The sequence below is a fragment of the Paenibacillus sp. Mc5Re-14 genome (genome assembly GCF_001049835.1).
In the GTDB taxonomy this organism is placed as follows: Bacteria; Bacillota; Bacilli; order Paenibacillales; family Paenibacillaceae; genus Paenibacillus; species Paenibacillus polymyxa_C.
On record NZ_CVPD01000001.1, the window covers coordinates 5270485 to 5293641 of the forward strand.

The 23157-nt window shown below is 43.3% G+C and carries 21 protein-coding genes; 17 read left to right on the top strand and 4 right to left on the bottom strand.

Translation table 11 applies throughout. The features are described from left to right. Positions 1–131 precede the first annotated feature (131 nt). Entirely contained in the window at positions 132–920 is a 789-nt protein-coding gene (locus tag BN1546_RS23890; RefSeq protein ID WP_090738967.1) for an SDR family oxidoreductase, read from the top strand. A gap of 90 nt (positions 921–1010) precedes the next feature. Here the strand turns inward: BN1546_RS23890 and BN1546_RS23895 are convergent, their stop codons facing one another. After that, on the bottom strand, positions 1011–1739 hold the full coding sequence (locus BN1546_RS23895; protein WP_090738968.1) for a DsbA family oxidoreductase: 729 nt from the start codon (positions 1737–1739) through the stop codon (positions 1011–1013). Between the two features lie 213 nt (positions 1740–1952). Between BN1546_RS23895 and BN1546_RS23900 the strand changes: the two genes are divergently transcribed. The 11 genes from BN1546_RS23900 to BN1546_RS23950 all read left to right on the top strand — a co-directional run bounded on the left by BN1546_RS23900 (position 1953) and on the right by BN1546_RS23950 (position 14060). Then, positions 1953–2981, top strand: a complete 1029-nt coding sequence (locus tag BN1546_RS23900; protein WP_090738969.1) for a LacI family DNA-binding transcriptional regulator — start codon at positions 1953–1955, stop codon at positions 2979–2981. After that, positions 2974–3852, top strand: coding sequence for a ribokinase (gene rbsK, locus BN1546_RS23905; RefSeq protein ID WP_025674545.1), 879 nt, complete (start codon positions 2974–2976; stop codon positions 3850–3852). Before BN1546_RS23900 ends, rbsK begins: the two co-directional genes overlap by 8 nt. Then, the gene (rbsD, locus tag BN1546_RS23910; RefSeq protein WP_090738970.1) at positions 3852–4286 is read left to right on the top strand and encodes a D-ribose pyranase; all 435 of its coding nucleotides are present in this window, start codon (positions 3852–3854) and stop codon (positions 4284–4286) included. The genes rbsK and rbsD overlap by 1 nt, the downstream gene beginning before the upstream one ends. A 30-nt stretch (positions 4287–4316) precedes the next feature. Next, positions 4317–5798 (top strand): sugar ABC transporter ATP-binding protein, encoded by a 1482-nt coding sequence (locus BN1546_RS23915; protein ID WP_058830866.1) that lies wholly within the window; start codon positions 4317–4319, stop codon positions 5796–5798. A gap of 1 nt (position 5799) precedes the next feature. Next, entirely contained in the window at positions 5800–6768 is a 969-nt protein-coding gene (gene rbsC / locus BN1546_RS23920) for a ribose ABC transporter permease RbsC (protein ID WP_090738971.1), read from the top strand. A 34-nt stretch (positions 6769–6802) separates the two neighbouring features. Next, on the top strand, positions 6803–7723 hold the full coding sequence (gene rbsB / locus BN1546_RS23925; RefSeq protein WP_013371406.1) for a ribose ABC transporter substrate-binding protein RbsB: 921 nt from the start codon (positions 6803–6805) through the stop codon (positions 7721–7723). Positions 7724–7942: 219 nt separating this feature from the next. Then, a complete protein-coding gene (locus BN1546_RS23930; RefSeq protein WP_040103630.1) occupies positions 7943–8950 on the top strand; it encodes an ABC transporter substrate-binding protein in 1008 nt (335 codons plus the stop codon). Between the two features lie 32 nt (positions 8951–8982). After that, the gene (locus tag BN1546_RS23935; RefSeq protein WP_013371404.1) at positions 8983–10698 is read left to right on the top strand and encodes an ABC transporter ATP-binding protein; all 1716 of its coding nucleotides are present in this window, start codon (positions 8983–8985) and stop codon (positions 10696–10698) included. A gap of 37 nt (positions 10699–10735) precedes the next feature. Then, the gene (locus tag BN1546_RS23940) at positions 10736–11719 is read left to right on the top strand and encodes an ABC transporter substrate-binding protein (RefSeq protein WP_058711201.1); all 984 of its coding nucleotides are present in this window, start codon (positions 10736–10738) and stop codon (positions 11717–11719) included. A gap of 228 nt (positions 11720–11947) precedes the next feature. After that, positions 11948–13012 carry a FecCD family ABC transporter permease gene (locus BN1546_RS23945; RefSeq protein WP_090738972.1) on the top strand — a complete coding sequence of 355 codons (1065 nt, stop codon included), beginning with the start codon at positions 11948–11950 and terminating at the stop codon, positions 13010–13012. 1 nt (position 13013) lies between these two features. After that, complete coding sequence (locus tag BN1546_RS23950; RefSeq protein WP_090738973.1) at positions 13014–14060, top strand: FecCD family ABC transporter permease; 1047 nt, start codon at positions 13014–13016, stop codon at positions 14058–14060. A gap of 77 nt (positions 14061–14137) precedes the next feature. On the opposite strand, the gene BN1546_RS27460 is transcribed toward BN1546_RS23950, so the two are convergent. Together BN1546_RS27460 and aiiA are read right to left on the bottom strand one after the other, a co-directional pair. Beyond that, entirely contained in the window at positions 14138–14305 is a 168-nt protein-coding gene (locus tag BN1546_RS27460) for a hypothetical protein (protein WP_007432475.1), read from the bottom strand. Positions 14306–14740: 435 nt separating this feature from the next. Further along, complete coding sequence (gene aiiA / locus BN1546_RS23955) at positions 14741–15496, bottom strand: quorum-quenching N-acyl homoserine lactonase AiiA (RefSeq protein ID WP_090738974.1); 756 nt, start codon at positions 15494–15496, stop codon at positions 14741–14743. Between the two features lie 467 nt (positions 15497–15963). Between aiiA and BN1546_RS23960 the strand changes: the two genes are divergently transcribed. From BN1546_RS23960 to BN1546_RS23970, 3 genes are all read left to right on the top strand, one after another. Continuing rightward, a complete protein-coding gene (locus tag BN1546_RS23960; RefSeq protein ID WP_090738975.1) occupies positions 15964–16920 on the top strand; it encodes a tyrosine-type recombinase/integrase in 957 nt (318 codons plus the stop codon). A gap of 305 nt (positions 16921–17225) precedes the next feature. Further along, complete coding sequence (locus BN1546_RS23965; protein WP_064964157.1) at positions 17226–18227, top strand: ROK family protein; 1002 nt, start codon at positions 17226–17228, stop codon at positions 18225–18227. A 33-nt stretch (positions 18228–18260) separates the two neighbouring features. Continuing rightward, the gene (locus tag BN1546_RS23970; RefSeq protein ID WP_013371397.1) at positions 18261–19481 is read left to right on the top strand and encodes an MFS transporter; all 1221 of its coding nucleotides are present in this window, start codon (positions 18261–18263) and stop codon (positions 19479–19481) included. 581 nt (positions 19482–20062) lie between these two features. On the opposite strand, the gene BN1546_RS23975 is transcribed toward BN1546_RS23970, so the two are convergent. Beyond that, a protein-coding gene (locus BN1546_RS23975) for an IS3 family transposase (protein ID WP_090737517.1) occupies positions 20063–21207 on the bottom strand; the annotation gives its coding sequence in 2 pieces (ribosomal slippage) (positions 20063–20934 and positions 20934–21207; 1146 coding nt in all). Positions 21208–21334: 127 nt separating this feature from the next. On the opposite strand from BN1546_RS23975, the gene BN1546_RS23980 reads away from it, so the two are divergent. Both BN1546_RS23980 and BN1546_RS23985 read left to right on the top strand, forming a co-directional pair. Continuing rightward, positions 21335–22141, top strand: coding sequence for an HAD-IIB family hydrolase (locus BN1546_RS23980; protein ID WP_013371395.1), 807 nt, complete (start codon positions 21335–21337; stop codon positions 22139–22141). Between the two features lie 68 nt (positions 22142–22209). Then, positions 22210–23115 carry an ROK family protein gene (locus BN1546_RS23985; RefSeq protein ID WP_090738976.1) on the top strand — a complete coding sequence of 302 codons (906 nt, stop codon included), beginning with the start codon at positions 22210–22212 and terminating at the stop codon, positions 23113–23115. Positions 23116–23157 lie beyond the last annotated feature (42 nt).

Consider the following 23157-nt stretch of genomic DNA (forward strand, 5'->3'; position numbering starts at 1 on the left):
TACAGAAAGGGCGCCTGGCTGAATGTCAGGTCCCTTTTTGTTTTGCTATTTTGTACCGAGCTATTCGCATTATGTTCTGGTCATGTGTACAATTAAATAGAGAAGTCTCAGAAAAGGGAGTGTCATCATAAATGGATTTAGGATTAACGGGAAAAGCAGCCTTTGTTGCAGGTTCCAGTAAAGGACTTGGCAAAGCAAGTGCACGCGAATTGGCACGTGAAGGTGCAAATGTAGTTATTTCGGGACGAAATGAAGCAGAGCTTCAGCGGACGCAAGCCGAATTACGGGAAACAGCGAGTGGTCGCGTTGAATATCTAGTTTGTGATGTAACCAAACCTGAACATATCTCCCAGGCCATCCGCCGTACAGTTGATTGGTTTGGCACCGTCGATATTTTGGTTAACAATGCGGGTGGCCCTCCTGCGGGCACCTTTGATGATTTTACAGATGAAGTATGGATGCAGGCCTTTGAGCAAAATTTACTTAGTCATATCCGGTTGATCCGTGAGGTGTTACCCTATATGAAAAAACAACAAAGCGGTAGAATTTTAAATATCGCCTCCTCATCAGTTAAACAACCGATTCCGGGCCTGATTATTTCCAACACACTACGTACTGGGGTCGCTGGATTAGCGAAAACATTGTCAATGGAATTAGCCCCTTACAATATTCTGGTACATACTGTAGCACCAGGGAGAATTGCAACCGATCGCGTACGCAGCTTGGACGAGCATCGAGCCGAAAAATCCCACCAAACGACGGATCAAGTTCGCAAACAAGCAGAAGAGGGCATTCCGTTGGGACGGTACGGAGAGCCAGAAGAGTTCGGTAAAGTCGTTGCTTTTCTGGCATCATCGGCTTCATCCTATTTGACTGGCAGCACCATTCTTGTGGACGGCGGAATGATTAAATCATTATAAAAAAATAAAGAAGCGTGCCGCATCAGGTGTAATTGGTGCTGGCACGCTTTTTCATAAGTTATTTAGAGAGAGGTTTAATTTATTGACTGATCAGCTCTCACGGCTTGGAAGCTCGCAACCGTCATCGGTACATACACCAGCTGCATCCTGTTTGGACGAGCTGCCGCTAATCATAGTAAAAGGTGAACGTTCATCCCATGCTTTTTGAAGCGCATCGTGAAATACCTCTTCCGGCTGAGCACCAGAAACAGCAAATTTTCGATCAAATACAAAGAATGGCACACCCTGAACGCCTAACTTAGCGCCTTCAGCTTCATCAGCTCTAACTTCGTTGGTAAAGCGGCCACTGGCTAAAATAGCAGCGGCTTCGTTATGATCCAAACCCACCTCGGCTGCCAACGCTGCCAGCACTTCATGTTCCCCGGTATGCTTGCCTTCCATGAAGACAGCCTGAAATAAACGCTCGCTCAATTCCAACATTTTGCCTTGTGTGTGAGCCCAATGCGTTAGGCGGTGAGCATCGAGAGAGTTTGTCGGCACCATGGCATGAATATTGTAGTCCAGACCCGCAGAACGAGCATTTTCGGTCATGCGATCATTCATGGCATGAGCCTCTTGCAGACTGACACCATATTTTGCTGATAGTTCTTCATTAATCGTTTTACCACTATCTTTCACAGCATTAGGGTTCAATTCAAAACTCTTAAATGTCAATTGAACCTCATCGTGGTGTGGGAACTGCTGTAAAACTTGCTCCAAACGGCGTTTGCCGATATAACAGAACGGACACATATAATCAGACCAAACTTCGATATTCATCAGGAAATGCCTCCATGTATACATATTTTATTGAGCAACTGGGAGTGAATCTGCCTACTTTAGTGTAAGTAAAAAAGGTGAAACTTCATCAGTTACAAAATGAATTATACGGCTAATGCTTTCGACGTGCAAATAATTAATGCTTGTCAAAAAATAAATGCTATGATATTTTATATGTGTAACCGGTTACACAATTGGAGTTGAACCTACATTATGACAACAATTAAGCAGGTAGCAAGTTTTGCAGGTGTTTCCGTAGCGACCGTATCCAGAGTTATTAATGAAACCGGATATGTCCACGAGGATACACGGCGGAAGGTTGAAGCTGCAGTGAAGCAGCTAAATTACAAGCCTAATGAAGTTGCACGTTCTCTGTATAAAAAGAAATCCAGATTAATCGGCCTGCTGCTGCCGGATATTACGAACCCTTACTTTCCCTTGTTGGCTCGTGGGGTGGAGGATCGAATGCAGGAAAATGATTTTCGGATTATTTTTGGTAATAGTGATGAAGATCGCCAAAAAGAATTAGATTACATGGATACTTTTGTTCAGAATAATGTTGTTGGGGTTATTTCATCTACCAATGACCCTGCTGCCGACTGTTACGCCAAACTGAAAATACCAGTCGTTTTTCTCGACCGGACTTCCAGTGACAGTCTCTCCGTTTATGCGGATGGAGCTCATGGCGGCCGCTTGGCTGCTCAGGCCATGGTTGCCCGTGGCAGCAGACAAATTACAGTTATGCAGGGGCCTGCTCATATTCGTCCAGCACAAGATCGTTTTCGCGGGGCGGTGGAAGAGCTTCAGCATTCCGGTATTGTTTACCATGTCGTCGAGACAACGTCTTTTTCGTTCAAGGAGGCTGAATCGTGGGCCAAAGAGCTGTTCAGCAAGTATCCGGATACGGACGGAGTGATTGCTAGTAACGATATTGTAGCTACAGCGGTGATGCATGAGGCACATAGATTAGGAAAGAAAATCCCGGAAGATGTTCAAATAATCGGGTTTGATGATATACCATTAAGCAGCTTGTTATTTCCGCCATTATCAACGATCCGACAGCCTGCTTATGAAATGGGCTGGGAGGCGGCAGGTTTGCTCATTCAGTTAATTGAGCAGGTGCAAGCAACGAAAACAAGTGTACCTAATCTTCATTCGAAAGTACTTACCTATTCAAGCATACAATTGCCCGTCAAATTTATCGAACGGGAAACGACGAGAAAGGTGGATCATCATGGCTAAAATTTCGGTTATCGGAAGCAGTTCGATGGACCTCGTAGTGACTTCATCCAAGCGTCCCGGTGCTGGTGAAACCGTATTAGGAGAAAGCTTTACAACCGTGCCTGGAGGTAAAGGAGCCAATCAGGCAGTAGCCGCAGCACGACTCGGCGCGGACGTTAAGATGATTGGACGTGTAGGGGATGACCATTTTGGACAACAGATTTTACGCAATTTTGAAGAAAATCATGTTCATATTGATTATGTGAAACCGGTTACACATATGGAAAGTGGTACAGCGCACATTGTACTGGCCGAGGGTGATAACAGTATCGTCGTGGTAAAAGCAGCAAATAATGAAGTTACACCCGCTTACGTGGAAGAAGCGCTTGATGTCATTCGAAATTCGGATATTGTGTTAATTCAACAGGAAATACCGCCAGAGACGATTGTCTATGTAAGCGAAATTTGTGCGAAGTATCAGGTACCATTATTGCTGAATCCAGCTCCAGCTCGTGAGGTGGAAGAAAGCGTAATTGCCAATGCAACCTACATTACGCCAAACGAGCATGAAGCTGCCATCATGTTTAAGGACATGAGTCTTCAAGAAGCGTTGCGCAAATATCCAAACAAGTTGTTTGTAACTGAAGGCAGCAACGGTGTACGGTTTTTCGACGGAGAACAGGAAGTTGTGGTTCCTACTTACAAGGTAGAAGCCGTTGATACAACAGGTGCAGGTGATACTTTCAACGCTGCATTTGCGGTGGCACTGGCTGAAGGAAAATCGCTGGCAGACAGTGTGAAATTTGCTAATCGGGCTGCGTCATTGTCCGTTACCAAATTTGGAGCGCAAGGCGGAATGCCAACCCGTCGTGAAGTGGAGGAGCAATTATAATGAAGAAACATGGAATTCTAAACAGTCACATATCCAAAATACTAGCGGATCTTGGCCACACGGACTTTATTGTCGTGGCTGATGCCGGCTTACCAGTTCCTGAAGGCGTTACCAAAATTGATTTGGCGTTGAAACTGGGGGTTCCCTCCTTTCAGGATGTTGTTGATGTCATTGCGGCAGACATGGTGATTGAAAAAGTAACATTAGCCGAAGAAATCAAACAAGAAAATGAACAAGCATTGCAGTATATTATGCGCACCTTTGCAGGGGAGCAACCAGAGCATTCACAGATTATTGAGCCGACTGCCGTCATTGAGTTTTGCTCACATGAACAATTTAAGGCATTAACCCGACAAGCCAAAGCTGTCATTCGTACAGGAGAGGCTACGCCGTTTGCCAATTGTATTTTACAGGCAGGAGTTCATTTTGGATAAATCAGTGTGGAATGAAAAGGGGGGGACAGCATGCAGATTCAAATGAAAGGAATTCACAAAGCCTTTGGAACCAATCAGGTCCTAAGTGGTGTTGACTTTGATCTCCGTGAAGGAGAAGTACATGCCCTCATGGGTGAAAATGGTGCAGGCAAATCAACGCTGATGAATATTTTAATCGGACTGCATCGACGCGATGAGGGAACGATCATCATTGACGGTCAGGAAACCTATTTTGCCAACCCCAAGGAAGCGGAGCAAAAAGGAATTGCTTTTATTCACCAGGAACTGAATGTGTGGCCGGAGATGACGGTACTGGAAAATCTGTTTATCGGCAAGGAGATGACTTCCAAGTGGGGATTACTAGATAGCTCTAAAATGAAAGCGCTAGCAAATGAGCAATTTAGCAAACTTTCAGTAAATCTTCCTTTGAACGGTGAAGCAGGCGAGTGTTCAGTGGGTCAACAACAAATGATTGAAATAGCCAAAGCACTCATGACGGATGCTAAAGTGATCGTAATGGATGAGCCGACAGCAGCCTTAACCGAACGGGAAATACAAAAGCTGTTTGAGGTTATTACTTCCTTGAAAAAAGATGGTGTTTCAATCGTGTATATTTCCCATCGGATGGAGGAGATATTCGCAATCTGTGATCGGATTACCATTATGCGTGATGGGAAAACCGTAGATACTCAAGCAATCCCTGATACGAATTTTGACGAGGTTGTACGTAAAATGGTTGGCAGAGAGCTGACTGAACGCTACCCGGTAAGAACGCCTGCTTTGGGAGAAGTGGTGCTAGAGGTCAAAAACGCATCGCATAAAGGTTTATTTGAAAATGTGAATTTTACTGTGCGCTCTGGGGAAATCGTAGGTTTTTCGGGCTTGATGGGTTCGGGACGGACCGAGATCATGCGGTCGTTATTTGGACTGGATGCTTTGGATAGTGGTGAGATACACGTACGTGGGAAAAAGGTGTCTATTCGCAAGCCAGATGATGCAGTGAAACTAGGGATTGGCTTCATTACAGAAGACCGAAAAGATGAGGGCTTAGTGCTGGATTTTTCCATTCGTGAAAACATGGTGCTGACGAATTTGTTCAGTTTTACATCAAAAGGATTTATTTCAGGCAAAAAAGAGATGGATTTTGTTAATACATTAATTAAGCGCTTACAAATTAAAACCCAATCAGCCGAAGCAACGGTGGGCAGTTTGTCAGGCGGCAATCAGCAAAAGGTGGTCATTGCCAAATGGGTGGGTATTGGTCCCAATGTGCTCATTCTTGACGAACCGACGAGAGGCGTGGATGTGGGAGCCAAACGGGAAATCTACCAGTTGATGAACGAACTGACCGAACGTGGAGTCGCGATTATCATGGTATCTTCAGAACTTCCCGAGGTACTTGGCATGAGTGATCGTATTGTCGTGGTACACGAGGGAAAGATCAGCGGAGAGCTGAGCAGGGAAGAAGCCACACAAGAAAATATTATGACGCTAGCTACAGGAGGACAGTAATATGACAACTAAGAATGAAGCAAAAGGTAGCAAAGGCATTCAAATATCACAAATCACACAGAAGCTTGGCCCATTGTTGGGACTCATTATTTTGGTGATCATTGTATCAGCCTTAAATCCCAGCTTTTTGGAACCGCTTAATATTTTGAATTTGTTGCGCCAGGTATCTATTAATGCATTGATCGCGTTCGGTATGACCTTCGTTATTCTTACAGGTGGAATAGATTTGTCCGTCGGCTCCATATTAGCGCTATCCAGTGCGTTTGTTGCAAATATGATGCTGGCCGGCTTCGATCCGGTTTTGGCGATTATTATTGGTTGTGCATTAGGTGGTGTGATGGGAATGGTCAACGGCTTGATGATTACGAAAGGTAAAATGGCTCCGTTTATCGCGACACTCGCAACCATGACTATTTTTAGAGGATTAACCTTAGTTTATACCAACGGTAACCCTATTACGGGGCTCGGAGATAGTCTGGTATTTCAATTATTCGGTCGTGGCTATCAGTTTGGTATTCCGGTTCCAGCGATTACGATGCTCATTACCTTTGCTGTCCTGTGGATCATTTTGCATAAAACACCATTCGGACGCAAAACGTATGCCATCGGCGGTAACGAGAAGGCTTCGATTGTATCTGGTATTAAAGTACCACGTGTAAAAATTTGGATCTACTCATTGGCCGGAATGCTTTCCGCATTGGCGGGAGCTATCTTGACTTCACGTTTGAACTCGGCGCAGCCGACAGCGGGTACTTCCTATGAATTGGATGCCATTGCGGCTGTCGTATTAGGTGGAACAAGCCTTTCGGGAGGACGCGGACGAATCGTAGGTACATTAATTGGTGTGCTTATCATCGGTACTCTAAACAACGGCTTGAATTTGCTGGGGGTTAACTCTTTTTACCAAATGGTTGTAAAAGGGATCGTTATTGCTATTGCTGTATTGATTGACCGTAAAAAATCCGCATAATACACCTAATCTGCATAGAAGGAGACACACAAATATGAAAAAGCTTACATTAATCATGACTGCCTTACTGCTCCTGCTCATGACAGGGTGTTCCCTGGAGCCGCCCGAATGGGCGAAGCCTAAAGCGACTGCAGACCTGAAGGATATTAAAATCGGCTTGTCGATCTCAACATTGAATAATCCATTCTTTGTTTCTCTTAAAGACGGAGTTGTTGCAGAGGCCAAAAAACAAGGATTGCAGGTTATTGTGGTCGATGCACAAAATGATTCTGCAAAACAAAGTAATGACGTGGATGATCTGATCCAGCAGGGAGTGAACGCATTACTCATTAACCCGACAGATTCGTCAGCTATCTCAACTGTCGTGCAGTCAGCGAATGCTTTGAACATCCCGGTTATTACACTGGACCGATCTGCTGACAAAGGAGATGTAAAAGCACTTGTCGCTTCGGACAATGTCGAGGGAGGACGGATGGCTGCCAGATACGTGATTGATCAAGTCGGAAAAGGTGCCAAGGTCATTGAGCTGGAAGGCGTCCCAGGCGCATCGGCTACCCGCGAACGTGGGAAAGGCTTCCATGAAGTAGCAGATAAGGATCTGAAAGTCATAGCCAAACAATCGGCCGATTTTGATCGGACCAAAGGTTTGAATGTGATGGAAAATCTGCTGCAAGGCAACCCGGATGTTCAGGCTGTATTTGCCCACAATGATGAAATGGCGTTGGGAGCCATTGAAGCCATTCAAAGCTCTGGTAAGAATATTCCAGTCATTGGCTTTGATGGTAACGAGGATGCGCTCAAATCAATTAAGGAAGGGAAGCTGACCGCCACCGTGGCTCAGCAACCCGAGCTGATTGGTCAATTGGCGGTACAGGCAGCCAAGGATGTACTTCAAGGTAAAACCGTGAAAACATCCATTCCCGCTAAGCTGGAGTTAGTGGATCAATCGAAATAAAACGGGCGTTTGAACCCAACATATTAAGCTTTTCGGGCTGATGCTGTAATGCGCATCAGTCCTTTTTTTGGCTATTCTACCCAGACGATTTATACACATAAATGGAAGTTTTTAATTTTTGTATTGTAAGAAAGGATGGTAAAAGATAGAATAACAATTGTATGATAATGAGAATCACTATCATTTTATAAAGACATATATCTAGGGAGGACGTATATTGTGCAACAAAAGTACAGCTTAAAATGGGGAATCATGCTTGGTCTTGGCGTTTTTTTGATGGTTGTATTGGCTGCATGCGGAAACGCAGCTAGTAACAACCAGACCAATGAAAAGAGCGGAACGGATGCTCTTAACGGGCAATCCCAATCGGTTGCTATGCGTGAATATGTTGATGCCACTGGCAAAAAGGTCAGTATCCCTGCAAATCCACAGCGAGTCGTCACGACACAATATTTGGATGCAATGCTGGCTTTAGGTGTTAAGCCAGTAGGGGCTGCTTCTCATGTGTTAGAAGGCGACTATTTAAAAGGAAAGATTGACGGGATTGCTGATATTGGGAACCCGACGAATGTGGAAAAGGTACTGGAGCTACAACCTGACCTGATCATAGCAACAGAAGATACCCCGCCAGAAGTAAAAGAGCAGCTGGAGAAAATTGCTCCAACCGTAGCCGTCTCGTTTGGAGATGGGGATGTATTTAAGCAACTGCGGGATGTCGCAGCCGTGTTGGGTAAGGACAAGGAAGCCGAGCATTGGATCGCTAGTTTCGACAAAAAGGCTGAAGAAGGTCGAAAGAAGCTGGCTGGAAAATTCAAAAAGGATGAAACGATTACCATTTATATGACCTACGGTAAGGACGTGCTAAGAGTGTACGGGGCGCGAAATGTAGGACATGTCATCTACCGTTCACTGGAATTGAATCCTCCAGAGTACATACGTCAGAAGCTCGCAAAGGACCCGAAGTATAACTTTGTATACGATAGCATTTCGATGGAAAAGCTGCCTGAACTGTCAGGGGATCGTATCATTATGTTGGTTTACGATGAAGCGGCTAAGGACGGAATGTTGAAGGAAATTGAACAAAGTGCGCTGTGGAGAAATCTCCCGGCTGTCAAAAACCACAAAGTGTATTTCATCAAGGCCGATCCTTGGTTTACCTACTCACCACTGGCTATCGATCACTCACTGGATGAGGCTATTAAGATGCTTTCCGTCGATCCTACATAACCAGTTCATTTGAATAGGAAGGGAGAAGTCATATGCTTAAACGATTTTTTGAGTATTACCGTCCTTATCGGACGTTATTTATCATTGATTTTACTTGCGCTATACTAGCTGCACTGCTGGAGTTGGCTTTTCCGCTTGCAGTTAATCGGGTGGTTGATGATTTGCTACCCAGCGGAAACTGGAAATGGATTTTATTTGCCTGTCTGGCTCTACTTGCGATTTATGTTGTAAGTGCCGGATTGAATTACGTCGTTACGTATTGGGGACACAAGCTGGGAATTAACATTGAATCGGATATGCGCAAAAAGCTGTTTGATCGCGTACAAAAGCAATCCTTTCGCTTTTTTGATAATAACAAAACAGGCCATCTGGTCTCCCGTATGACCAACGATCTGATGGATATCGGAGAAATTGCCCACCATGGACCTGAGGATTTGTTCATCGCGCTGATGACTCTGGGCGGGGCTTTCGGTATTATGCTCAGTATTAACTGGAAGCTGGCTGTGCTGACATTTATTATCGTTCCACTAATGATTTACCTGTCATTGTATTTTAGTCGCAAAATGAATGCTGCTTTCCATCGTATGTTTTCTGATATTGCAGATTACAACGCCCGGATTGAAAATAACGTTAGCGGTATTCGCGTTGTTCAAGCGTTCTCCAACGAAGCCCATGAAATGGAGCGTTTTGCTGAAAATAATGGACGGTTTCGTAAAACAAAGCTGATTGCTTATCGCATTATGGCGTGGAATTCTTCAATTAGCTTTATTCTGATGAAACTGGTCTCATTGTTTGTGCTTGTATGTGGAACATGGTTTGTTATTGAGGGACAGATGTCCTATGGGGAATTTATCGCATTTGTAATGCTGTCCAATGTATTCCTCGCACCCATCAAACAAATTAATTCTGTCATTGAAACGTATCCCAAAGGAATTGCCGGTTTCCGACGTTACCTGGACTTGTTGGAAAGTGAATCCGACGTAGAGGATCTGCCAGGCGCGAAGACCGTTAAGCATCTCAAGGGAGATATTCAATTTGAAGGTGTAACGTTTGGCTATGAAAATAAAGACAAGGTCTTGCATAGAGTGGACCTATCCATACATGCGGGAGAAACCGTAGCTCTTGTAGGCCCTTCAGGTGCAGGCAAAACGACACTTTGCAGCTTGCTGCCTCGCTTCTATGATGTCGAGGAAGGCAGTATTACGATTGATGGTATGGATATCCGCGAAATGAAGCTGGATTCGCTGCGATCCATGATTGGTATCGTACAGCAGGATGTATTCCTCTTTGATGGATCGATTCGTGAGAATATCGCTTACGGCAAACTTGATGCTTCAGAAAATGAAATCTGGGATGCTGCCCGTCGTGCTCAGATTGAAGAACTTGTTCGATCCTACCCAGAGGGTTTGGATACGATGATCGGTGAGCGAGGCGTAAAGCTGTCCGGTGGTCAAAAGCAACGTTTATCAATTGCCCGGATGTTTCTGAAAAATCCGCCAATTCTTATTTTGGATGAAGCTACATCAGCATTGGATACAGAGACAGAAGCTGCAATTCAGCAGGCCTTGACAGAGCTATCACAGGGTCGCACGACACTCGTGATTGCACATCGTCTGGCAACGATCAAAAATGCTGATCGTATTATTGTAGTTGCAGATCAAGGGATTGCCGAGCAAGGAAAACATGAAGAATTAATGGCCGTAAAAGGTGCATATAGCCGCCTGCACCAAGCTCAATATGGAACGTAAGAGTCAACTGCAACATCGTAAATAGAGAGAGGAATGAATGATTTTGACAAAGAAAATGTGGATGGTGACGATGCTTTTTTTGTCAGTCATTGTTTTTCTTAGCGCCTGTGGTGGAAGGGGAAATCAGCCAGACGAAAAGCAGAATCAAGCTTCTGGTGAATCAAAGTCAGCTGCAACGAAAACAGTCAAGACAATTCATGGAGATATTAAGATTCCGGTTCACCCTCAGCGGATTGTAGTAGATATGTACCAGAATGATTTATTAGCACTAGGAATTAAACCTGTGGGAAGTGTTAAGTATTATCTGGATAATCCGTTTTCGAAGGATCTTGTACAAGGCATTGAAAGCATTGGAGACCGTGGCAGTGTATCTATTGAAAAAGTATTGGCTTTACAGCCGGATATGATTCTGATTGGTTCTAAAGATACTTCTGAATATGAAAAATATAGTAAAATTGCTCCGACTATAGTCATTCCTTATGGAACGTACAAGAATGTACATGAAGAACTGACAGCTTTTGGTGAGCTACTGGGAAAAGAGCAGGAAGCCAAAACGTGGCTTGCCCAATATGATCAGCGATTGCAAGCTGCACGTGACAAATTAAAAGGAATTGTTCAAGCCGGGGATACTTTCACGGTAATGGAAGCCACGGAAAAAGAATACTATGTATACGGTGATAATTTTGGCAGAGGCGGACAGGCGGTTTATAGAGGATTGAATTTGACACCTCCACCACAAGTCCAAAAAGAACTATTAGGCGAGACGCAATGGAAGTCAATTTCCAAGGAAGTTATTAATCAATATGCTGGCTCTTATATTTTCCTGACGGTTAATAAGGATTTGAGCGGTTATGAAGGAGACAGCATATGGAAATCACTGAGTGCGGTCCGGAATGGGAAGGTTTTTGAGCTTCAGGAGGATCGATACTGGTACTTCGATCCTATCGCTATTGCGGGGCAAGCTGAAGAATTGGCAGATATGATCGTCCAGCGGAATAAAGAGAACGTCTCACAGAAGTAGTTGTTTCGGTAATGTTGGCAGCCCTTTGGTATTTTTGCCAGAGGGCTTTATTTTTCACAAACAGCTGAACATAAGAAAATCGTCGAAATTTTGCTATTGAAGCTGTTGCCGCATTAATTTACAATAGTAAAGATTGCATGATAATAATTCTCATTATCAAATATTATCTTCACTACAGGTTTTCGTGATAGCCTACATACTATTTAACAGTAAGGGTGAACCATAGTTATGAAATTATCAGAATCTTCGGATAGCTCTGCTCAAAGCAATCGTAATCAGCCGCCGACTCAATTTCAATCGCGGCCATGGGCGGCTTCGCTTATCCTGACAGCCGGATTAGCACTGTTAGCATTCGGTATCGCTCTGTCTTTATCATTTGGTGCAGCCTCAATCAAACTGGAGGAGGTCTGGAACGCCGTCTTTCATTTTAATCCTGAGCTGCAAAACCATCAAATTATATGGGAAATCCGTCTACCTCGGATTCTGGGTGGTGTGTTAATCGGAGTTTGTTTCGCCGTAGCAGGGGCCATTATGCAGGGGATGACCCGCAATCCGCTTGCGGACTCTGGCTTGCTTGGGCTGAATTCGGGCGCCAGCTTGACGATGGCGATTTGCTTTGCTCTTTTTCCGGGTACTTCCTTTTTGCAGTTAATGCTGTATTCTTTTGTGGGTGCAGCCTTGGCGGTTATGTTGGTCTATGGTACAAGCGCTATTTCCAAATCAGGTATTACGCCAGTTCGCCTTGTATTGGCGGGTGCAGCTGTCACGGCATTGCTGTCTGCCTTAGGAGATACGATCAGTTTATACTTTAATGTTGGACAGGATTTGGCCTTTTGGTATGCTGGAGGACTTAGTGGGACCAAGTGGGTTCAGCTAGGCATTGTCGTTCCATGGGTTGTGGCAGCTTTTATCGGTGCCCTCATGTTATCACGCTCCATTACGTTACTTAGTCTAGGAGACGAAATTGCGTTGAGCCTTGGTCAGCGAACTGGGATGGTAAAGGTCGCCGGTATGATTCTCGTATTAATCCTGGCGGGTGCTGCGGTATCGTTGGTTGGTTCTATAGGGTTCGTAGGGTTGATTATTCCCCATATCACGCGCAAACTGGTTGGGGTCGATTATCGCTGGATTATTCCTTGTTCGGCTATTATGGGAGCTTTACTTATCGTGTTTGCCGATCTGGCGGCCCGTATGATTAATGCACCTGAGGAAACACCAGTGGGTGTACTTATTGCCTTAATTGGTGTTCCATTCTTCCTTTACCTAGCACGTAAAGAAAGGAGGGCACTGTAAGATGAGTAACGTTACGAATGGGGCTATTGCCAAAGCAAGTCACCGTAAAAAAATCCATGATTGGATGGTTGTTATCATTTTGCTTGTATTGCTCATTGCTGCATTCACTGTGAGCGCGAACACGGGAACGATCCGACTTTCGCCAATGGAGCTTTTTAGAACCTTGTTCGGACAAGGGACTCCACAGCAGGAATTAATTCTCCTTGAATTTCGGTTACCGCGAATGATTATTGCCATTCTGATCGGTGCAGGTTTGGCTGTTTCCGGTTGTATTATGCAGGGGGTATCACGCAACAGTCTAGCAGACCCTGGTATTCTGGGGATTAATGCAGGCGCCGGGCTGATGGTGATGTTGTTTGTACTACTTTTCCCATCTATGCAAACTATGAATTCATTATTTTTACTACCCGCTCTTGCACTAATTGGATCGGGAGCGGCTGCTATTCTGATCTATGCTCTTTCTTACAAAAAAGGCGAAGGCATTTCTCCGACAAGGCTATTGCTGAGCGGAATTGGGGTAGCGGCGGGCATCAGTGCTGCCATGATCATTATGACTCTTAAGTTGACACCTGAAAGCTACACGTTTGTAGCTAATTGGTTAGCAGGAAACATATGGGGTTCAAACTGGAAATTCGTAATGGCTCTGCTGCCTTGGATAATTGTATTGCTTCCCTTCGCATACTATAAAGCAAACGTAATGAATGTGCTTAATTTGGGGGATCAGACGGCATCCGGGTTAGGTACACCTATTGAAAAGGAACGCATTCTTCTCCTCGCGGCTGCAGTTGGACTAGCCAGTTCAAGTGTGTCGGTTAGTGGCGGGATCGGTTTTGTCGGTTTGGTAGCTCCACATTTGGCAAGAAAGCTAGTGGGTCCGAAGCATAAAATGCTGCTGGTAACCTGTGCTTTAGTCGGAGCACTCCTGGTACTTGTAGCGGATACGATCACACGAGCCTTACCTTTACAGAAAGAAATTCCGACAGGATTAATTGTTGCCATCATAGGTGCGCCATACTTCTTATATCTTTTGAGTCGCTCAAAAGGATAACATAAAAAATAACCTTCAACACCACTAAAGAAGTGGAGCTGAAGGTTATTTTTTGTTTGATGTAGCAGCCTTTCATCTCAACGGGAAGTATTCAAGGCATGAGAGGTTTGATGCAGCTCTCTGATCATTTTATGCAACGTGTAATTTTCCTGCCGTGTCACGCCGTGTTGATTTTCCTGAACCAGCAACTGATGGATGTTTCGTTTTAAAATCTCACTTCGACGTTCCAGCATTTCGGTACTCATAAGTAAATGAACACTCCCTTTGTCATGAATAAATCTACATTTTAGAAATAAGCATAGACTGAATATAAGGTTGCCTTTCGACTTCTTTAAGTATATCGTGCTGGATGATCAAGGGAAAACAGAATGAGATAGCAAAATACTTATCCTCATCATCCATACCGCGTCGACAGCTGCTCACCCCCTGAGTTCTTAGATATACTTCCTTATGCTGGCGATAACAGGAGATTAGGGACATTAGCTTCATGTTTATGCAATCACTTATCAGTTTGCTGGAAGCTATGGAGAGGAGCAACGAGAACAGCAAAGGTTATTCAATGCAATCTTTGTTTATTCCATATCAGCGATCTCAGGTGACCAAATTTTGCAGCCCTAAATGTCGAAGTCGTTACAACTACCTAATGAAAAGAAAAAAATAAGAGGCTATAACATTTATCATTATTTGTACTGTGGATATACCGGCTGAACGGCTACCTGCTCAGGATCATGACCGAAGAACAATAGGTTCGGCTTAACCTCCTGCACAATCTGCTGAACGCGGGCGATTGACTGGCGTGCCTGTTCACGGTCAAAGCCGTCAAACGGCACGTCGTTTGCGTAATTCTCCTGCGTGTAGGCAACATCAATCGTCAGCATGACCGGACCCGATTCCTTTGTTGTGATCAGCACGGACTGATGACCCGGCGAATGACCCGGAGTATGGAGCAGTTGCAAGCCCGGAACCAGTTCATGGTCCCCTTGAAGCAGTCGGTAATTCAAGTTCGTCTGCACGCATTCCGGCGGCGCATACTCCAGATTACCGATCGCAGCGTCTGCTTCGGTCTGCTGCACATAAATCGGTGTATTCGGAAAATGCGGATTGCCTCCGGCATGATCCATATGCATATGAGAGATTACGATGGCATGGATATCGTCTGGTTGATAGCCAATCCGATCCAGTACAGCTACGATACTATCATCGGCTGACATATGGGGAATGAAGCGCCCTTCAAACGGTGTATTTTTAAAATAATCTGGATTGTTGATAAACGAATCCGGCATACCGGTGTCAATGAGAATCGGACCGTGATCTGTCTCCAGCAGATACGACCAGATTTGCAGGCGCACCAGTTCACCAGGCTGTGCATGATGGTTGAGTGAGGAGCGATCAATATCAAGCTGACCGACCGGTAACCAGTACAATTTGTTAATCATACATTCATCCTCCGCTCTTAGTTTACATAATAATTATTATGTAGTTAATAAACGGGATTACAGCTGGCAGAAAGTGATGCTTGTATTTCATTGTAAGATGGGGTGATGGAGCCTCATGCTTTCGCTGTAATCCCGTACTTTCAAAAATTAATTTCTAATAGTTTAAATGATAGGGCATGTAGGCGTCCAGCAGGAATCTGCCGTCACAAAGGCCAGTACGTGCTGATGTATAAGCGGATGAGCAAAAAAGGGTAAGTACATAGGCTGGACAAGAGGGACACGCTTTATTTATACTTAAAAAGTGCTCAAAAAAACTGCGTATAATATAAATTATACGCAGTTTAGGTTTAAAACGACTTTTATATGCTCTCCTGCATAAGATGTCGATTGGATTGTCGATAAAAATCAGACGAAGATGATCGTTTTACAGCATATTTTGGAATTTGAACTGAATGGAGGCAAGCGGGTTGAGAAAAGAGCTGCGGCATATGGAGCTAGATACGATAGAAGAAATTGATGAAGTGTATACTGAAGAGCTGGAAGCTTTTTTGATTTGGATGAAGGATGCGGGGTATACAATACATACGCAAAAAAATTACACAGGGGATGTAAAACAGTTTTTACGTACATTGCGTGATAAACCACTTGACCAGGTGAAAAAGATTCATGTGATGTCGTATTTGTCTAAAGCGCGGGAGGGAGGCGCCGGAGATAGTACGCGGAACCGGAAGCATGCAGCGGTGAACAGTTTTTTTAGAGCGCTACAGGAATTTGAGTTATGCAGCACGAATCCGGCAGCGGGAATCAAAAAAGCAAAGACTGAAAAGAATCGTATGCCTGTCTATCTGGATGAGAAGGATATTCAGCCGTTTTTGCTTGCGGTGGAAGGGAAGTATGCAAATCGTAATATGGCTATCTTTCTACTTATGGTTTACATGGGATTACGGGTGGGGGAGATTCATTCTTTGAATGTCTCAGATTACAGCCGAGAAAGACGCACCTTAGATGTGTTCGGTAAAGGACGTAAGTGGCGCACCCTGCCAGTGCCGGCGGCTGTATGTGATTTTGTAGAGCATGCACTGGAGGAAAGATTGACGCCGTGGAGAGGTAAGGAAGACGCGATGTTCATATCCCAAAAAGGTCGCCGTCTGGCGGTGCGTTCTATTCAACAGATTGCTACAGAAACGTTTGAACGATTCCAGCAAGATAAGGGCACAGAACGTCGGGAGGCTTATTCAAGCCATAAGCTAAGACATACATTTGCCACGATGCTATTACGCAAGGGAGCAGATCTGCGTACAGTACAGGAGTTGCTGGGGCATTCATCCATACAGACCACCACGGTATATACACATGTCACAGATCGGGAAAAAGAAAAAGCAATGGATAAACTGGATATTCAGATACCTATAACGGGATTGTAAGTATATTCCACGATTATATTGTATAGTTTATCTAGAGTTAGTTTACATAATTATTTTTACGTAAACAAACTAGAAAATAATTGAACCTGACTTGTAAATTAAATCCATGATACTATGTTCTTAATATTATGAACTTGTAATCTTTATCATAAGCTTTGTCTTGATTTTTACAGCTTTGTTTATTTAATGCCCAGCATACTCTGGTCTTGACAAAGGTAATATTTTGCTGCAAAATTAGTGGAACCACTTTATAAATATGGTTTATGAAGTGGTTCCACTAATTTTGTAAAAAGAAGGAGCACGGTATGGAAAAAGCTAATACAAATTTAATTAAAGAAATAAATCTGAATCTGGTTCGCAAAGTATTAAAGCAGATCAGCAAGGCCACAAAGCCCCAACTGGCCGCATTGACTGATTTAAGTGTGGTGACTATCAATACGCTTATGCAGGAATTGCTTAATAATGGAGAGATTTTTGAAGATGAGATTGTGCCTTCCAACGGTGGTAGACATGCATTAACCTATCGTTTTAATTATGAGTATAGTCTGGCACTGATTATACATATTAATGAAAAACAAGGAACGGATGTAGTATCAACCACGGTCGTTAATTTAAACGAGGACGCTCTCATGAAAGAAGAACATCCCTTTCAAATTTTTGATGATGCACAATTTTATTCCACGATTCAAGGCATCATTTCACTTTATCCTTCTATTAAGGTTATTGGTATTGGAATCCCGGGACAATCGGTTGATGGAGAGATTACAGTCAGCAGCCATGAAAGGTTGAATGGAATCCGGTTGGCAGAGGATGTGCAGAGCAAATTTGGTTTGCCCGTTATGGTGGAGAATGATGTAAATGCGGCTGTGTGTGGATACGTTTACAGAGAACAGTTAGATGAAGATCAATGTGTGCTAGCTATCTATTTTCCTGAAAATTCTCCACCAGGGATGGGGATTTATTTACGCAATGGAGTTTTAAAGGGCAAACATGGATTGGCTGGTGAAATCAAATTCCTCCCGTCTATAGTGTGGGATGAAAGCAAGGGAAGAGAAGTTTTTTTCAATAGTATATGTGAAATAATTCAAACATTACAATCTATATTTGATCCTGATCAAATTGTAGTCTATAGAGAGAATATAGAAGAAGACTCTTTCTTTCGTTTTTTGGAAACCTACAAAGCTAAGCATGAGATGCCTTTGTATCCAAACATTGTTCTCTCCGATTTATTTTATGAAGATTTTAAAACAGGGTTGAGAGAGTTAACCCTAAAAGAATTAGAGCGTCCTATTATTGTTTTTAGATAATGACATCTATCGTTTGAGCAGAGGAGGAGAAACATGATGGCAACCTGGTTTCTGATTATTATTTATCTAGCGTTTATTAGCTTGGGAATCCCGGATTCCCTGTTTGGGGCAGCATGGCCTGTGATGTGGCCGGAACTCGGGGCTGATTTTGGGTCAGCCGGAATAGTATCCATGGTCGTTGCAGGCGGAACCATTGTATCAAGTCTAGCCAGTGGAACTATCATTGAAAAAATAGGTACAGGCAAGATTACTCTAATGAGCTGCTTTTTGACTGCAGGAGCGTTACTCGGGTTTTCTTTTGCACCTTCATTGTTCTGGCTCGTACTCTTAGCAATTCCTCTTGGCCTCGGCGGAGGAGCTGTAGATGCAGCACTCAATCAATATGTGGCTACTCATTATAAGGCACATCATATGAGCTGGCTGCATTGTTTTTGGGGTGTTGGAGCTACGATGGGACCAATCATTATGTCTTTCTACATTTCGAACTACAATTCATGGAGAAGTGGCTATACAGCCGTATCCATGATTCAGTGGGGACTTGTTATTATTTTGCTTATTACACTGCCATTATGGAAACGTGTAAACGCGATACAAGATTCGATTATTTCTGAAGCTCAATCAGACTACTCACAGATGGATCACAATATAGCACAAGTTGAGAACACACCCAAACAAAATCTAATTCGAATGAAAGGAGTTAAGAACACGCTCGTTGCTTTTTTGTTTTATTGTGGTGTAGAGGCAACGGTGGGTTTATGGGGAGCCAGCTTTTTGGTAGGGGCTAGAAACATCCCAGCTGAAACTGCTGCTGGTTGGGTATCTTTGTACTACGGTGGAATCACTGTAGGCAGGCTGATTACGGGGTTTGTAACTTTAAAAATAAATAATCGTATCCTAATCCGGATTGGCCAACTTACTGCTGTTGCAGGCGGACTCATTTTGCTGTTTCCGTTGCCTGTTGCCTTTTTATTGCCCGGTTTTATCCTTATTGGATTAGGGCTTGCACCGATTTATCCTGGACTTCTTCATGAAACGCCAACACGGTTCGGTAAGGAAAACTCCGCCAAACTCATGGGTTATCAGATGGCAGTTGCTTATACAGGCACAACATTACTCCCGCCCATTGTTGGGCTGATAGCATCTCAGGTAAGTATTCATTTTTTTCCGGTTGCAGTCCTTGTTTTCCTTCTTTTTATGCTACTCAGTTCAGAACAAGTGAATCGTATACTGAGAAAGAGAATTTTGAAGGGTTAAGACAAATTACAACTTGACTTGAAACGCGTTTCATCAGCTAAAGTAAATGTATACCCTAAAAGAGAAAGGAGAGCACTCTATGATCTCACTCATTTTATTATGTTTAGTTATATGGTGTGGTACTTACTGGTGCTTAGCATTATCAAGACAGCCTATGGATGTAAAACCTTACCGCTCCATCGATGATTTTTTTGAGTAGTTTTATAATCACTTAATAAAGGTGCTTTTTTTACTCTCTTTATTAACATCTTTAATTAAATCTTTTATGAAGTGGACTGGAACTGTATCGAGCTGTTTAAATGGATTAGATGTTGTATAAAAGTTGCAGATACGACAGAAGGGAGTGCGACAATGTGGGGATTGAAGGAGTCTTATGCGTTACCGTTTTATGCATTACGTATTTCATAATCAGTAGTTTGGCTCATTCTTCTTTTGTTCAAAAGCTTGCAGCACGTAAGTTTGAGAATTTTAATAGAGACTTTGATGTTGATCCCTGGAATGAACATAAAAAACCGTAGTATGAACTGACAATGAGGGGACTGACCCCCGTTTGTGAGACAGGGATCAAAACACCTTCAAGTTTAAGCAGCCAGTCGCCTGTAATCTACCGGCGACTGGTTATTTAGTTTCGCTTGAATCCGAATTGAGTTATAGTAGGTGATGTAGTCTCGAACGGTCTGTACAACGATTGCAGTCGTTGTACAGATGAGATCTTCGAGGTAGAATGTTTCAGACTTTAGTGTGGAATGAAACGATTCGATGGGGGCATTATCAGCGGGCGTTCCTTTACGGGACATGCTCATGGTAATGCCTTTTCCCTTTACTGCAGCTTGATAAGCCTGTGACGTATATACGCTTCCCTGGTCGCTATGGAGCAGCATGCTTGACCGTTTTGGAAGTTGGTTCAGCGTATCCAAAACCAAGGACGTATCTTGCTTGTCCGCTATACTGTAAGCCACAATCTCCCCGTTGTACAGGTCTAGAATGCTGGAGAAGTACAACATCTTTCCGCCAAACGGTAAATAGGTGATGTCCGTGACGAGCTTTTGCAAGGGCGCCTCTGCATGGAATTGCCGCTTCAGCAGATTTTCTGCTGGATGAGCGGGCTGCCCAGTGGCCTTTCGTTTCTTCATCCTCACGCGGCATTGTAGCCCCTCACGCTGCATAATCCGCTGAACTCGTTTGTGATTCATTCTTTGCTCTGCCCGAAGGAGTGCGGTGATTTTCCGGTAACCATACCGAAATTTATGACGGATGCAAAGCTCCCGGATTCTCTCCACTGCTTTGTCAGCATACTCTGTCCCCACAGTTGCTTTCCAACGGTAGTAGGTCGCTCTTGCGATTCCGAGCCATGTACAAGCCTCAGACACCGTCACTTCGTCTCGAATGGATTCGATCCAGGCAACGGCGACCTCTGGTTCCACCTCCTTTCCAGTTCCTTGTACTTTTTTAGCAGGTCCACTTGCTGCTTCAGGAACCGGTTCTCCGCTTTTACTTTTTCGAGCTCCGAAGAGTGTTCCGGACCTTTTCCGTAGCTGTATTGTTTACCCACAGGCTGCTCCAGACGATGCACTTCACCTTTTCGATACCACCTCATCCATGTTTTTAGCTGTGTTTTATTCCGTATTCCCAACTGCTCCATAACCTCTCTTACCGGGACTCTTGCCAATCTCATTTCAATAGCTTTCATCTTTATTTCTAAGGGATAACTCACTCTCGTTGCCAACGTAAAAACACCTCCAAGGTTATCTCCATATCTTACGACATGGTTCGATTTTCTTGAAGGTGTTTTGATTTGTCTCCCGTTATGGGGTCAGTCCCGAGTGTATCAAACAACTAAGGGAGGCTTATTTATGTTTAAACTGGTAGTAAGTGATTTGGATGGTACTTTTCTGAACAATAGTGGCACGTTTGATATTGAATTATTCAATCAAGTGTATGAAGAAATGCAAGAAAATAATATCTCCTTTGTTGCTTGTACAGGTAAGCAATGTGAAAGAGTAGAAGAATTGTTTGGTGAACATGGAAAAGGGATCTGGATTTTAGGGGACAGCGCGACTCGCATTAAAAAGGATGGAGTCGTTGTAAAAGAGTTTACAATTGAACGTAATTTAGCATTACAAGCGATCAATCAAATTGAAGCTTTTGCTAAGGATTTTATTATCATAGCATGTACAACAGAAGGAGCTTATGTTCACTCTCATATTCAAGAGGAATATTACAAAATTGTGAAGGGCTCCTACAAGGAAGTGCTAAAGATTGATTCATTTGATCAAATAAACAGCAACTTTCTTAAAATAACGGTTTACGATCCATCCGGGAGAAGTTCCTTATTAAGAAAACATGTTGAAAAAACGCTGCTAGATCAAATTTATATTGTAGATTCTGAAGCAAATTGGCTGGATATTACAGCCCTTCATACTCATAAAGGGGAGACGGTAAGAAAACTTCAAGAGATATTGGGCGTTACTATGGATGAAACCATGTCTTTTGGAGATGGTGAAAATGATGTGGAGCTTATGAGTATTGCCAAATACAGTTTTGCTGTAAAAAATGCTTGTGAGAATACTAAAAATGCAGCAAGTTTTATTACCAAATCCAATGAAGAAAACGGTGTATTGTTAACGATAAAGAAAATGATGGATTTACAAAAGCACTAATATTAATTATCGTTTATGAAGATAGACCTCCAGATTCCACACTACCGAATGAAGGGACTATACGCAGCATGAAAAATAAAATACTGGTTTTTGATATTGGCGGCTCTTTTATTAAATTCAGTTTATATTCTCAAGGTGAATTTATGACAAAGGGCAAAGTTGCTACACCGTTAGATTCACTAGAGAATCTGCTTATAGCTTTGAAGCAAATTCACAGTCAGTTTATAGATAAATGTGAAGGTATAGCCGTCAGCATGCCAGGTATTGTGGACTCGATCACTGGTCATATGGTGCATGGGGGTTCATTAAGGTATATAAACGATATCAATATGATTGAAGTTTTTAAGAAAGCGTTCCATTTACCCGTAGCCATTGAAAATGATGGAAAGTGTGCTGCTCTTGGAGAAGTATGGCGCGGCTCACTACAGGGGATCGCTGATGGTGTTGTTTTGGTTGTTGGAACAGGGATGGGCGGTGGAATCATCTCTCAAGGTAAATTGCTGAAAGGCCATCATTTATCGGCTGGGGAATTCTCCTTCATCAGAACTAACAACGAGCATGCAGACAATGTGGATTATCTGCTTGGTATGCAGGGTAGTAGTTCTGTTTTAGCTAAAACGGTTGCCAAGGCTAAAGGACTTCCAGCAGATTCTATTACAGGTGAAAAAGTATTCAAGCTCATTGAAGAAGGTGATCACACGGTACAAAAGATTTTTCGAGAATACTGTAGGAACATCGCAACACAAATTATTAACCTACAAGCAATTCTTGACCCTGAAAAGTTTGTGATTGGGGGAGGCATATCTGCCAATCCTTTGCTGGTTGTTACTATTAAGGAAGAGCTAGAGAAGCTTTATTTGCATTCAATCTTAAATTTTGTGCGTGCAGATATTGAGCAAAGTAAATTAGGCAATGAAGCGAATTTGATAGGTGCTATATACAACTACATGCAATCACACCATCTTGAAGTATGAGATAAAATAAAAGCAAAAGAGCGTGTCTTTAAGCTTAAGACA